This window comes from Clostridium sp. UBA4395, from assembly GCF_002390995.1.
Taxonomy (GTDB): domain Bacteria; phylum Bacillota; class Clostridia; order Clostridiales; family Clostridiaceae; genus Clostridium_J; species Clostridium_J sulfidigenes.
This window is the reverse complement of the sequence record NZ_DGRF01000050.1, coordinates 89,405-102,608: the sequence shown is the minus strand read 5'-3', so window position 1 is coordinate 102,608 and position 13,204 is coordinate 89,405. Positions and strand designations below refer to the sequence as shown.

Genomic DNA, 13,204 nt, shown 5'->3' with positions numbered 1-13,204 from the left:
GAGGGGTAAAAGTGGCAGAGGAATTTAAATTACTTGTGTTTAGATTAGGAGACCAGTGCTTTGCAGCAGATATTAGAGAGGTAGAACGTATTCTAAACTATGAAGAGCCAACAAAAATTCCAGATTCACAAGATTTTTTACAGGGAGTTATAAATTATCAAGATGGAATATTACCAGTTATTAGTTTAGCTAAAAAATTTGGAATATATAATCTGGAAGATAAAGAAAAGGATGGTTCAATAATCGTTGCTAGAAACGAAGATGGTGCCATGGGAGTTATAGTAGAAGCTGTTAATGAAGTTATATCTAGGAAAGTTGAGGACTTAGAACCCACACCAGATATATCTTCTAATATATCGAAGAGATATGTGAAGGGTATAATAAAAGACAAGAACAAAAATACTATTATTTTACTTTTAAATTTAAATGAACTTCTTTCAAAGGATGAAAAGGAGAAAATAGAAAGGTAAGCTATGGAATACAAGGAGATAAAAGTAGGCATTGCAGATTATAAAATAGCCAAATGTCCAGATAGACTTATGACAATTGGGCTAGGTTCTTGTATTGGTATTGCCATAATAGATAAAAAAAGTGGAATTGGAGGCCTTGCTCATATTATGCTTCCAGACAGTGAAAAGTTTAATAAGATAGCAAATGAAATAAAGTTTGCTAATCTTGCAATACCTATTCTGATTAAAAAAATGGTAGAAAATGGTGCAAGAGAAAAGGATCTAAGAGCCAAGATTGCTGGTGGAGCGTCTATGTTTAACTTTGCAGACAGTAAGGTTAATATGGATATAGGTGCTAGAAATAGCCTAGCAGTTAAGGATATATTAAAGGCTAGAAAGATACCTATAGATAGTGAAGAAATTGGAGGAACTAAAGGAAGAACAATAACCTTTGATACAGTAACAGGGGAGCTATATGTAAAAACTGTAGGAGAAGGTATTAAAATTATATAGAAATTAATGAATGGAGTGATTACATATGGTACAAAAGGTTTCAGTTATGGTTGTAGATGACTCCGCTTTAATGCGAAAGATGATATCAGACATGATAAATATGGAAGATGACATGGAAGTGATAGCAATTGCAAGAAATGGAGAAGATCTTTTAGAAAAGTTAAAAAAGCAGGTTCCAGATGTTATCACTTTAGATATTGAAATGCCAAAGATGAATGGAATAGAAGCTTTGAAGAAAATAATGGAGTTAAAGATACCTACTAAAGTTATTATGATTAGCAGTTTAACACAAGATGGTGCCGAGGAAACTATGGAATGTTTAGAAAATGGAGCTATAGATTTTGTACCAAAACCATCAGGTTCAATTTCTTTAAACATTAATGTAGTTAGAGAAATTTTAGTTTCAAAAATAAGAGGCATCAGATTTGTTAGAAAGACTTCTTCCATTAGTAACACAAAAGATGTTGACATTAAAGAAGATAAAAAAAGAGAAATACATAGAGTTTCTACAGTATTGAAAATAAGAGAAAGCGACTCAATGCCTAAAGCTATAAGAAGTAAAGAGATAGGTGATAAAAAAATCTCAGCAATTGTAATGGGGGCATCTACAGGTGGTCCTAAGGCATTATTTAATGTCATTACAAACCTTCCAGAAAAATTAGGAGTTCCTGTATTAGTGGTTCAGCATATGCCAGAAGGCTTTACAAAAGCATTTGCTGAAAGACTTGATAAATTTTCTAAGGTTAAGGTGGTGGAAGCCAGGGAAGGTATGTCCATAGAAAAGGATGTTGTATATATAGCACCTGGTGGTAAACATATGGAGATAAATAGAAACAAAACTATAACCTTAAATTTAGAACCTCCAATGTGGGGAGTAAGGCCAGCTGTAGATAAGCTATTTATATCAGGAGCTAAGGTGTATGGAGAGAATTTATTAGGGATTATCCTCACTGGCATGGGAAGAGATGGGGCTGATGGAATTATAGAAGTTAAAAAAGCAGGTGGAGCCACTATATCAGAAGATGAGTCTACTTGTATAATATATGGAATGCCTAAAGCAGCTTATGACACTAATATGATAGACGAAGTTATTCCACTTTATGATATTAGTAAAAGAATAGCTAATATAGTACTGGGGGATGTGAAGAATTAATGGATTTTACAAAGTTTGAAAGTTTTATATTAAGAGAGTTTAATTTAGATTTGTCTGGCTATAAATCAGCTCAGTTACATAGAAGAATACTTACTATTATGTCTAGAGCTGGAGCTAAAGATTTAGATGAATATATGATATTAATAAAAAAAGATAAGGTCATAAGGGAAAAGTTTTTGGATTATGTTACGATAAATGTAACAGAGTTCTATAGAAACCCACAAATATTTCAGGAACTTGAAAATTTTATAAAAAGTGAATTATCCTATAACAGACCACTAAAAATATGGAGTGCAGCTTGCTCTATTGGGGCAGAACCTTATTCTATATCTATGATGCTAAAGGAGATGTCTCCTAGTGTTAGGCATAAGATATTAGCTACGGATATAGATACTAACATCTTAATAAGAGCAAAAGCAGGGGAGTATGTAATCGGAGATATTAAAAACATACCTAAAGTTAAGCTTCATAAGTATTTTAAACATGAGGGGGAAAAATTTATAATTAACCAGGAAGTAAAAGATCTAGTAACCTTTAAAAAACATGATCTTATATTAGATAGCTATGAAGGTGGCTTTGACATAATTGTATGTAGAAATGTGGTTATATATTTTACTAATGAAGTAAAAGAAAAAATTTATGAAAAGTTTTCTAAAGCATTAAATCCAGGAGGTTTATTATTTATAGGTGCTACAGAAAGTATATATGGATATAAAAATTTTGGTTTTGAGAAACTTTCAACATTTATCTATAAGAAAATTTAAGGAGGGGTAATATGGACACTTCTCAATATCTATCTATGTTTTTAGAAGAGTCAAGTGATAATCTACAACTATTAAATGAGTCATTACTTATATTAGAAAATGATTCGGAAGATATGGAAATATTAAATCAGATTTTCAGAGTTGCACATACCATTAAAGGAATGGCTGCTACTATGGGTTATACTAAAATGGCAGAACTTACCCATAAGATGGAGGATGTACTTTCTAAGTTTAGAGAGGGACAACTTAAAGTAACCCATGAAGTGGTAACAGTATTGTTTAATTGTTTAGATATTTTAGAATCCATGGTAGGGGATATTACTGATGGAGGTGATGGAGACTTAGAGATTAATAACATTGTAACTCAGCTAGTAAAGATAGCAGATGGAAATGAAAGCATCCCAAAGGAAGAAAATTCATCAGAGGTAATTCACAATAAAGATAAAGAAATGGTACAAGATATAATTGGCAGTGAGGAGATTGTAGACTTAGGTCTTGATGAATATGATATTGATACCTTAAAGGAAGCTTTAAAGAATAATTTCAATACCTTCCATGTTCATGTTGGACTTGATGAAAAAACTATTTTGAAATCTGCTAGAGCATTTATTTTATTTCAGACTTTAGAGGAGAATGGAGAAATCCTAAAATCAAATCCAAAGCTTGAAGACTTAGAAAGTGAAAATTTTGATTTTGATATTGATTTAGTATTTGTAACAGAAACATCTCAGGATATAATAAGAAATTCTATTAATGGAATATCTGAAATAAGGCAAGTTGATGTAAGAGATATAAGTTACTTGGTTAAAAATGGTAAAAATGCTAGCGATGCTAAAGGAGCTAATGAAGTTGCTGCCACAGCTTTAGCTACTAGTACTAAGGCTGCAAATACTGATGAAATTGCTAAAGACAAAGAAAATTCTAACAAAGTAGTAGAGCTGAAGGATTCAAAAAATAATCTTAAAGCAAAAACTGTAGAAACAGCACCTAGTACCAAAGCGGAAAATAAAAAACAACCAGTAAAACATAAAAATAAAGGTGTTGGACAATCTGTTAGAGTGGATTTAGAAAGATTAGATAACTTTATGAATATGGTATCTGAGCTAGTAATTCATAGAACTAGATTAGAGCAAATAAGTGCTAATCATAAGATTGTGGAATTAAATGAAACCTTAGAAGAAGTAGCAAGAACTACTACTGATCTTCAAGATTTAGTTATGAAGATTAGAATGTTACCTTTAGATGTAGTATTTAATAGATTCCCAAGAATGATAAGAGATTTATCAATGGAACTAAATAAAGAGATCGATTTTGAAATTCAAGGACAGGATACAGAGCTTGATAGAACTGTAATTGAAGAGATAGGTGAACCTTTAATACATTTACTTAGAAATGCTGCAGACCATGGAGTTGAGTCAGCAGAAAAAAGAATTAGTCAAGGTAAGCCAGCAGCTGGAAAGATAAAATTAATTGCCTATTCTGAAGGTACCAAGGCTGTTATAAAGGTAGAAGATGATGGTAGTGGTATCAATGTAGAAAAGGTTAAGGCTAAGGCAGAGAAAGTTGGTATTAATACTGAAGGGATGAGTGATAATGATATAAAAAATCTTATTTTCTCTCAAGGGTTTAGTACTAATGAAGTAGTTACTGATATATCAGGAAGAGGAGTTGGAATGGATGTTGTAAAAACAAAAATTTCAAGCCTTGGAGGAACCGTAGATGTATTCAGTGAAGAAGGAAAAGGAACCTCCTTTATAATAAAGTTACCTTTAACTCTACAAATAATTCAATCCTTACTTGTTAAGATTGGAACAGAGACTATGGCTATATCCTTAGGATTTATCGATAGAGTTATGGAATATAATCCAGAGGAAATTAAAAGAACAAATAATAAAGAAATTGTGGTATATAATGATAAGGTGTTTAAATTAGTAAGAATTAATGATAAATTAGATATAGAAAGTAAGGATTATGGGAAAAAATACGTAATACTTGCAAAGGTTGGCGAAAATGAAGTTGCCTTAGTAGTTGATTCATTATTAGGACAAAAGGAAATAGTTATTAAAACCTTTGGAAATATACTAAAATCCACAAAAGAATATATTGGAGCTACCATATTAGGTGATGGATTAGTAACCTTAATTTTAGATGTAGCAGCACTTATTTAGGAGGAGAGCTATGGAGTTTACCGAGTTACAAATAGATGCATTGAGAGAGATAGGCAATATAGGTCTTGGAAATGCAGCTACAGCCATGGCGCAAATTTTGGGGAAAGAGATTCAAATATCAGTTCCCCGGGTAAATGTTATTTCCTTAGAGGATATTTTTGAAAGGGTAGATGAAGAAACTGTAGTTTATGCGGTAATTGCAAGAGTTCTTGGTGAAGCCCCAGGAAATATATTATTTATGTTTGATACAGCTACAATGATGAAGATTGCAGAAATGCTAGTTGGAAAGCAAGAGGGAGATGAATTAAATGAACTAGGTTATTCAGCCCTTGGAGAAATAGGTAACATAATATTTGCAACCTATATGAATGCCATAAGTCAAATGACTAATTTAAGGCTATTCCCGTCGGTACCAGCAGTAGCAAAGGACATGCTTACAGCAGTGCTTTCCACAACTTTCATTGAATCTGGTCAATTTAATGACTATGTATTAGATATAGAAACAGGATTTTCTCAGGAGAATGAAGACTTAAGAGGTGATTTTTATTTTATCCCAGCGCCAGGGTCTTTGGAAAGAATATTAGAATCATTAGGATTAAATTAACGGAGGTTATGTAGAAAATGGCAAGAGTATTAATAGTAGACGATGCGACTTTTATGAGAATGATGGTTAAGGATATTTTAGAGAAGAATGGATATGAAGTTATTGGAGAAGCTAATAACGGAATTAAGGCAGTGGAGATCTATAAAGCAGAAAAACCAGATATAGTGACCATGGATATTACAATGCCTGAGATGGATGGAATAGAAGCAGTTAAAGAAATCAAAGCATTTGACCCAAGTGCAAAGATAGTTATGTGTAGTGCAATGGGACAACAAAGCATGGTTATGGATGCTATAAAGGCTGGAGCAAAGGATTTTATAGTTAAACCATTCCAAGCAGACAGGGTACTTGAAGCTATAAAAAAAGTATTAGGATAATATGGGGGGGATTTTAGTGCAAGTTGTGGTTTTTACAATAGGCGACGAAGAATTCGCAGTAGAGACAAGCAAAGTTCAAGGAATAAACGGACTAATGAAAATCACAAAGGTTCCCAAAGCGGAAAAATATATTAAAGGGCTTATAAATCTAAGGGGAAGTATACTTTCCGTATTAGATATTAATCTTCTTTTAGGTATGAATGTAAGTGATGAAAACAATAATAACATTATAGTAATAGATTTAGATGGTGAGCAGGTTGGAATAACTGTAGACCATGTAGAAGAAGTTATGAATGTGGAAGAAGATATGATTAAAAGAGTTCATGAAGATAAAAATAGGCCTTTTATAAAAGGACTTATAAATCTTGAAAATAGAATATTAACTATGATTGATATTGATAAACTACTACAATAGACCCACTGGGTAGAAAGAGGTAGAATATGGCAGAAACCTTATCGCAAAGTGAAATAGATGCACTTTTATCTGCCTTGTCTTCTGGTGACTTAGAACCAAGTGACATTGAAAAAGATGAAGAAAACGTTAAAATTAAAAATTATGATTTTAAAAGACCACAAAAGTTTTCTAAGGATGTTATTAGAGCAGTAGAAGTTATCCACGATAATTATGCAAGGATAGTATCTAACTACTTAACAGCTCAGCTTAGAAGTAATGTTAAGGTGAAGATAGAAAGTGTAGAGCAAATAACCTATGAAGAATTTATACATTCTATTCCAAGCACCACTGTGCTTAATTTGTTTAGAATGCCTCCCCTTGATGGTCAAATAATATTAGAGACTAACGAGGAATTTGTCCTTAGAATATTTGATGTTCTAGCTGGAGGAAGTGGAGACAAAAAGCCTAAATTTAAGGAACTCACAGATATAGAAAAAAACATTATTAAGCATGTTAATCAGGAGATGATTTCTAAGTTAAAGTTAGCTTGGGAAGATGTAATGGAAGTAGAGCCAATTCTAGATAGTATAGAAACTAATCCAGCATTGAATCAAATTCTAGCTCCTAATGAGCCTGTAGCATTAGTAACTTTTAGTGTAGATATGTTTGATACAAGTTTACTTATAAATATATGTATTCCGTATTTAAGCATAGAAAAAGTTTTAGACAACTTGGTTATAAAAAATTGGTTCAGCACCATAGATAATGAACAAGGTGAAGAGGTAAAAGCAAATATAAACAAAACTATAAAAAATGTAGATGTAGCAATGAAGGCTGTCCTTGGAGAAACGAAGATTTCCGTAAATGACTTCTTGAATTTATTTACAGGAGACATTGTTACCCTAGATAGAAGTTATGATAGTACAGTTGATATTTATGTTGAAGATGAACTTCTATTTAAAGCTAAACCAGGATTAAAGGGTAAGAATAAGGCAGTTCAAATAATTGAATATATTGACAAGGGAGTTGAGAATGATGGATAATTCGTTTCTTTCACAAGAGGAAATAGATGCACTTCTAAATGGAGATGGTGGTTCTTCGGAAACTGAACCAGTTAATGAACCAGCTGAGGAATTATCAGATTTAGAAAAGGATTTATTAGGTGAAGTAGGAAATATATCTATGGGTACAGCAGCCACAGCGCTTTCAGCTGTAGTTGGTAAACCTGTAAATATTACAACTCCAACTATAACTCTTAGTACATTAGATAAGCTGAAAAAAAGCTTTAAAACACCTAATATAGTATTAGATGTTCAATTTGTCAGTGGAATAGTTGGGGGAAATCTATTTATAATAAATATTGAAGATTCAGCTGTTATAGCAAACTTAATGATGGGTGGAGATGGTGTTGTAGAGACACCAAGTGAACTTTCTGAATTAGAAATAAGTGCTGTTCAGGAGGCTATGAACCAAATGATAGGTTCAGCAGCAACTTCCATGGCAACTATGTTCAGTAGAGAGGTAAATATATCACCTCCTATATCTTCTGTTTGTGATGAAAATTCAGAGGAAATATCTACAGATATATCTGCAGACGAAGAAATAGTGAATGTTTCTTTTAGAATGACTATAGGTGATCTAGTAGATAGTAATATCGTTCAAATATTACCAATTGCTACAGCTAAGAAAATTGTAAGTATTATGATGGGAACTGAGGAAGGTTCATCAGCATCAGAATCTACAAAGGCATCAAATGAAGTGAAAGTTGTAGCTGAGCCTAAAGAAATTTCTATAAATAATGAAGTTGTAGCTAATGAAATAGCTTCAAAAGACACTAATAGAAATGAAAATAATTACAGTGTTCAAAGTCAAGGAATTGTAGAAAATCATGAAGAACCTGTTAACGTGAAGCAAGCATCCTTTGGACAACTAGAAGAAATTAGAGGTGCAGAAATGCCTAAAAATATAGACTTAATATTAGATGTTCCATTAGAATTATCAGTAGAGCTTGGTAGAACAAAGAAGAATATAAGAGATATTCTAGCTCTTACTAGAGGTTCTTTAATTGAATTAAACAAACTAGCAGAGGAACCAGTAGACATTTTTATTAACGGTAAAAGAATTGCCCATGGTGAAGTAGTTGTAGTAGATGAAAACTTTGGTGTTAAAATTACTGAAATTGCTAGTGGAGAAGATAGAGTAAAAAGTCTTTCTAAGTAAAGACTTTTTTTCTATTAATGAGGCAATAACAAGTTTGTAAAAAATTTACTAAAAAACCCTATAAACTTTAATTAAATAGGTTCGAGTATAAAGGTAGAGAGAAGTAGTTGGGAGTGAAAACATGAAAATTAATAATGGAAATATTCACGCTCTATATGTAAATAGCTATAAGACTAAAGAAAATGCTAAAGCAGAAAATTCTAAATCAAACAAGGATATGGTTAAGGATACTTGTCAGCTTTCAACTTTAGGAAAGAGCTTGAATAAATTAGCATTAGAAGAAGAAAGTGTTGGTATCAGTGATAAAGAAGTAGAAAAGATAAAAAGTAGAGTTTCTAAAGGAACCTATACTGTGGATTCACAGATTTTGGCTAAGGCTATGATGGCATATGGGAAAGGTGGACAATAGATGAAAAACCAGCTTAAAGGAATATTAGAAGAAGAGCTAAAGGCAATAAAGGCTCTTATAGATATTTTAGAAGCTCAACATGAACTATTGGTTCTTCAAGATGTGTTTAAATTAGAAGCTATAACTAAAGATATTGATGATTGTAGTAGAAACTTAGCAAGAGCTGAAGGTTTGAGAAGAAGCTTAACAGGTAAAGAATCTATTAAAAAAATAGTAGAAGAAGTAGATGAAAAGGAAATTACTCATATATATGATGAGATGGTTAAAGCTATTAATGCTTTAGTAATTCAAAAGGAAACTAATGAACTACTAATAAAACAAAGTCTTAGCTATACAAATTCTATGTTAGCTATGATAAGTCCTAAAAAAGAGCCGGTAGTTTATAATGGATATGGAAAAATAAAGAGATAAGGAGAAGGTTATGTCAGGATTATTTGCAACATTAAATACATCAAAGGGCGGTATGTTTGCTCAACAGCAATATATCAATGTAACTAGCCATAATATTTCAAATGCTAATACGCCAGGTTTTTCAAGACAACATATTGTACTTCAAACAGCAAGACCTCAAACTATAGCAGGGGGCGTAGGACAGATTGGTACAGGAGTAACAGTAAGTTCCATTGAAAGAACAAGAAATCAGTTTCTTGATTTTCAAATAAGAAAGGAAAGTTCTCTTCTTGGAAATTATGGTGTTAGACAAGATTACTTATCAGAAATTGAAGGTATTTTTAATGAACCTTCTGATACAGGAATGTCAGAACTTATGTCGGAGTTTTTTGATGCTTGGCAAACTCTTTCTAAGAATCCAGAAAAGTCTGATGCTAGAACAGTAGTAGCTCAAAAGGCAAAAGCTTTAGCAGATGAATTAAATCATACTTATAAGAAGTTAAATGATACTAAGGATAATGCAGCTAAAGAAATACAAAACAACCTTTTTGAAGTAAACACTATTCTTGATCAATTAAATTCTATAAATAAAGAAATAATAACTGTTACCATTGCAGGGAACAATCCGAATGACTTATTAGATAGCAGAGATTTACTTTTAGATGAGCTAAGTATAAAGTTTGGTATCGATACTAGAAATCAAATACTTAATGGAATTACTTGTAAACCAGAAGATAATGACTCTATGAATCTAATAAGAAATAAAGATTCTCAAGATATTAATAAATTAGGATTTGTAAATAAACTAACAAAAAATCCAGATGGAAGTTATGATATAGAATACTATAAAAATGGAGATATGACTTCAGATAAAAATAAGGTTACATTAACAGGAGTTACCATTTCTGATGAGCAATATGAAAATTTAAATAATGGAAGAGTACTTGTTACTGAAGAAGATGGAAGTGTAAATCTTACAGGTGGAGCATTAAATAATGATCAAATATTTAATCCATCCTCAGGAAGACTAGGTGGACTTCAATCAATTCACGAAGATGCTGAAAGTTACATCGAACAAGTTAATACCTTGGCAAAGACTTTAGCATTTGCAGTAAATGCAATTCATACAGAGGGGATTCCAGCAGGTGAACAGTATGCCTTCTTTGTTAATTCCGGAAATGACCCTCTTGATTATGATGGTATTACAGCAGGAAATATAACAATGAATTCAGATATCCTAAAGAATGTTATGCTAATTCAGGCTGGAGCAAGTAAGGGTTCAGGTTCTACTGATGGAGATAGAGCATTAGCATTGGCTAGCCTAAGAGACTTTGGCCTTAATATAGATAGTATTCAAAGTGGTAAAAAGAAGGATGGCTCAGTATATGACTATAAAGCTTTTGTAGAGGAACATCTAGGTACTACTGCTGGAGGTGAGGTACCAAAGTTTAATACTATAGATGGAGGAGTCAAGGTAGAGGGATTCTTTAAAAATACTATAAATAAGTTAGGAGTTCAGTCTGAGGAAGCTACAAGAATTGTTAAAAATCAAAATACTTTATTAAGGGGGCTTCTTGAAAGAAGACTTTCAACTTCAGGAGTATCCTTAGATGAGGAAGCTATAAATCTTGTACAATTCCAACATGCCTTCCAAGCTAATGCAAAGGTAATAACAACGGTAGATCAACTCCTTGATGTAGTAATTGGTCTAGTTAGATAGAAATAGTGAAGATATAGAGGTGATAAAATGAGAATAACTCATGGTGTAATGGTTAGTGGCTTTTTAGGTGATATGAATACTAACTTAAATAGCTTAAACAAAATACAAAAGCAATTAAATACTGGTAAGGTATTTTCAAAACCTTCAGATGACCCTTTTAAAGTAGCAAGATCCATGCAGATGTATTCAGAAATAAATGCTAATAAACAATATAACACTAATATAAAGGATACTATAAACTGGATGGATACCACAGACACAGCTCTAAGCAATGGTACTAAGTGTCTTCAAAGAATAAGGGAACTTATGGTATCTTCTGGAAATGCTGCCTATGGTTCATCAGAACTTACTGCTATTAAAGAAGAGATAAATGAGAGAGTAGCAGAATTTGGACAGATCTTAAATACTAGCTTTGATGGAAAGTATATCTTTGGTGGTAAAGATGGAGCTTCAAAACCAGTAGAAGTAAATTTAGATGGGGTAACAGGTGAAAATTCCATAAGTATATCAGGAGATGAAAATATTATAAATAAATCTCTAAAAGTAGAGATATCTTCAGGGGTTAAAGTGGATTACAATGTAAATGCTGTAGAAGTTTTAAAGTTTAAGGACAAAGCAGGTAATGATATTGAAGTTACACAATTCTTTGATGACCTTCTAAATAACTTGAGTGATGTAAATGGTAAGTCTAAGGTTGTAGGAGAAAACTTGGATCAGATGGATAAGGTAATAGAAAATATGATTAGTATAAGTGCTAAGGTTGGTACTGTGCAAAATAGGATGGAAAGCGCTAAGGATCTAAATACAGCACAAAATGAAAACCTTACAGAAATATTATCTGGAAATGAAGATATAGATTTCATGGAAAAGAGTATGGAGATGGCTGTAGCAAGAACCATCTACGTAGCATCCCTACAAACTAGCTCCAAAGTCCTTCAGCCATCAATTCTGGACTTTTTATAAAGACTTGTAGGCTATGAAAATTTTTTTCCGTGCCAGATAAGTGCTTGAAGCAAATTTTACATTAAGAAACTCTAAGTCTACGCTTTTGTGAAATTACCTACCCTCACTATTCGCCATCCTGGATCAGTGTTCGTCTCTTGCCGTCAGTGGCAAGAGTTACGGTAATTTTACAACGCTACTACTAAGAGTTTCTAAAATTAAAATTTTCATTGCTTCTGCGCTACTTATCCTTGTCACTACAAAGAATTTTTAAATAAAACAAAGTCACGTAAAAGTTGATAGTAGATAGGCAGTAATTAATAAAGATAGAGGTGTTATGATGACCGCAGAGAAAAAAGATAAGAATGTTATTACCTTTAATAATGGGTTGCCGGGGTTTGAGAGTTTAAAAACTTTTGTTCTTGAGGAGATAGAAGGGTCAGAGCCTTTTAAGACCCTTAAGTCTACAGAGGATGAGAATATTGGCTTTGTTACTATAGTTCCCTTTGATTTTAAAGTGGATTATGAAGTTAAGTTAACGGAGGCTGTTATAAATTCTCTTAAGATAGAAGCTCCTGAAGATGTTTTGATTTTAAATACGGTTACTCTTAATAGTGATGTTAAGAAGATAACTACTAATTTAAAGGCTCCTATTATAATAAATCTAAAAAATAACCTAGGGTATCAAATGATTCTAGATAGGGAAAACTATAGCATTAAACATCCCTTAATAAAGGAGTGATAGTATGCTAGTGGTAACAAGAAAACCAGGTGAAGGAATTAAAATTGGAGACGATGTAGAGATAACTATAGTTAAAATTGACGATAACTCTGTTAAGGTATCTATCAATGCACCTAAGGAAGTTAAAATATTAAGAAGTGAACTTTATAAAGAAGTAGGAGAAGAAAACATCAATGCTTCTAAAATAAACATGGAGCTATTACCTAAAATAAAAAAATAATTTTATACATAACCCCCAAATAGTTAAATATTCACAAATTTAACTATATGACTATATAAATATAAAACTATGTAGCTATAAAACTAGTTAACTATATAACTATTTGTTGTCATAGTGCGGGGTTGAGAGGTTAAGTATA

General features: G+C 32.3%; 16 protein-coding genes. All 16 read left to right on the top strand.

Translation table 11 applies throughout. From position 1 onward, the window contains the following. Window positions 1-11 precede the first annotated feature (11 nt). The 16 genes from B2694_RS08800 to csrA all read left to right on the top strand — a co-directional run bounded on the left by B2694_RS08800 (window position 12) and on the right by csrA (window position 13,065). Window positions 12-470, top strand: a complete 459-nt coding sequence (locus B2694_RS08800; protein WP_346867717.1) for a chemotaxis protein CheW — start codon at window positions 12-14, stop codon at window positions 468-470. Window positions 471-473: 3 nt separating this feature from the next. Further along, window positions 474-962 (top strand): chemotaxis protein CheD, encoded by a 489-nt coding sequence (locus tag B2694_RS08795; RefSeq protein WP_346885404.1) that lies wholly within the window; start codon window positions 474-476, stop codon window positions 960-962. 25 nt (window positions 963-987) lie between these two features. After that, window positions 988-2,115, top strand: a complete 1,128-nt coding sequence (locus tag B2694_RS08790) for a chemotaxis response regulator protein-glutamate methylesterase (protein WP_346885403.1) — start codon at window positions 988-990, stop codon at window positions 2,113-2,115. Beyond that, on the top strand, window positions 2,115-2,879 hold the full coding sequence (locus B2694_RS08785) for a protein-glutamate O-methyltransferase CheR (protein WP_346885402.1): 765 nt from the start codon (window positions 2,115-2,117) through the stop codon (window positions 2,877-2,879). The genes B2694_RS08790 and B2694_RS08785 overlap by 1 nt, the downstream gene beginning before the upstream one ends. An 11-nt stretch (window positions 2,880-2,890) precedes the next feature. Beyond that, the gene (locus tag B2694_RS08780; protein WP_346885401.1) at window positions 2,891-5,047 is read left to right on the top strand and encodes a chemotaxis protein CheA; all 2,157 of its coding nucleotides are present in this window, start codon (window positions 2,891-2,893) and stop codon (window positions 5,045-5,047) included. 10 nt (window positions 5,048-5,057) lie between these two features. Further along, window positions 5,058-5,651 carry a chemotaxis protein CheC gene (locus B2694_RS08775; protein WP_346885400.1) on the top strand — a complete coding sequence of 198 codons (594 nt, stop codon included), beginning with the start codon at window positions 5,058-5,060 and terminating at the stop codon, window positions 5,649-5,651. 17 nt (window positions 5,652-5,668) lie between these two features. Further along, the gene (locus tag B2694_RS08770; protein WP_346869891.1) at window positions 5,669-6,028 is read left to right on the top strand and encodes a response regulator; all 360 of its coding nucleotides are present in this window, start codon (window positions 5,669-5,671) and stop codon (window positions 6,026-6,028) included. 16 nt (window positions 6,029-6,044) lie between these two features. Then, window positions 6,045-6,443, top strand: a complete 399-nt coding sequence (locus B2694_RS08765) for a chemotaxis protein CheW (protein ID WP_346885399.1) — start codon at window positions 6,045-6,047, stop codon at window positions 6,441-6,443. Between the two features lie 26 nt (window positions 6,444-6,469). Beyond that, window positions 6,470-7,465 carry a flagellar motor switch protein FliM gene (gene fliM, locus B2694_RS08760; protein WP_346877349.1) on the top strand — a complete coding sequence of 332 codons (996 nt, stop codon included), beginning with the start codon at window positions 6,470-6,472 and terminating at the stop codon, window positions 7,463-7,465. Continuing rightward, a complete protein-coding gene (gene fliY / locus B2694_RS08755; RefSeq protein ID WP_346885398.1) occupies window positions 7,458-8,642 on the top strand; it encodes a flagellar motor switch phosphatase FliY in 1,185 nt (394 codons plus the stop codon). Before fliM ends, fliY begins: the two co-directional genes overlap by 8 nt. Window positions 8,643-8,763: 121 nt before the next feature. Then, window positions 8,764-9,051 carry a flagellar biosynthesis anti-sigma factor FlgM gene (flgM, locus tag B2694_RS08750; RefSeq protein ID WP_346885397.1) on the top strand — a complete coding sequence of 96 codons (288 nt, stop codon included), beginning with the start codon at window positions 8,764-8,766 and terminating at the stop codon, window positions 9,049-9,051. Next, a complete protein-coding gene (locus tag B2694_RS08745; RefSeq protein WP_346877350.1) occupies window positions 9,052-9,462 on the top strand; it encodes a flagellar protein FlgN in 411 nt (136 codons plus the stop codon). Between the two features lie 10 nt (window positions 9,463-9,472). Next, window positions 9,473-11,161, top strand: coding sequence for a flagellar hook-associated protein FlgK (flgK, locus tag B2694_RS08740; RefSeq protein ID WP_346885396.1), 1,689 nt, complete (start codon window positions 9,473-9,475; stop codon window positions 11,159-11,161). 27 nt (window positions 11,162-11,188) lie between these two features. Beyond that, complete coding sequence (flgL, locus tag B2694_RS08735; protein ID WP_346885395.1) at window positions 11,189-12,124, top strand: flagellar hook-associated protein FlgL; 936 nt, start codon at window positions 11,189-11,191, stop codon at window positions 12,122-12,124. A 316-nt stretch (window positions 12,125-12,440) separates the two neighbouring features. After that, window positions 12,441-12,845, top strand: a complete 405-nt coding sequence (fliW, locus tag B2694_RS08730; protein WP_346885394.1) for a flagellar assembly protein FliW — start codon at window positions 12,441-12,443, stop codon at window positions 12,843-12,845. 4 nt (window positions 12,846-12,849) lie between these two features. Further along, the gene (gene csrA, locus B2694_RS08725) at window positions 12,850-13,065 is read left to right on the top strand and encodes a carbon storage regulator CsrA (RefSeq protein ID WP_147519768.1); all 216 of its coding nucleotides are present in this window, start codon (window positions 12,850-12,852) and stop codon (window positions 13,063-13,065) included. Window positions 13,066-13,204: the final 139 nt, after the last annotated feature.